We start from the raw sequence: 320 nt of genomic DNA on the forward strand, positions 1-320 counted from the left end.
GGTGGGCTGGTTCAGTTGCCAGGACGATCTTGCCGACGAAGATTGCAATGACCCGGAAGCCCTCGAGCGCGTGATTCGTGATGTCTACGCCAGTGCTTTCTCACGCACCACCACGTCCCGAGAACCGTTGGCCTGCGCCCTTGCAGATATCATGCGACGTGCTTCACGCTTGATGCCTGCGCTCTGGAAACAGCGAGTTGCCGAGCAATACCTAACATACCTGGTGCCCTGCACTACCGCATTGATGCATCGCATCCACCACTCGCAACCCGGGGTAGAAGGTTATGAAACCCTCTGGCAAAACGCTGGAGGCTTTCAAG

The 320-nt window shown here is 57.2% G+C and carries 1 protein-coding gene; it reads left to right on the forward strand.

Annotated elements, in window-relative coordinates; all coding sequences use genetic code 11:
- The coding region (locus AC0L3U_RS38910) for a terpene synthase family protein (RefSeq protein WP_473365043.1) at positions 1-320 on the forward strand (320 nt) is incomplete at both ends.

Source organism: Bradyrhizobium sp. Kon69 (genome assembly GCF_055807515.1).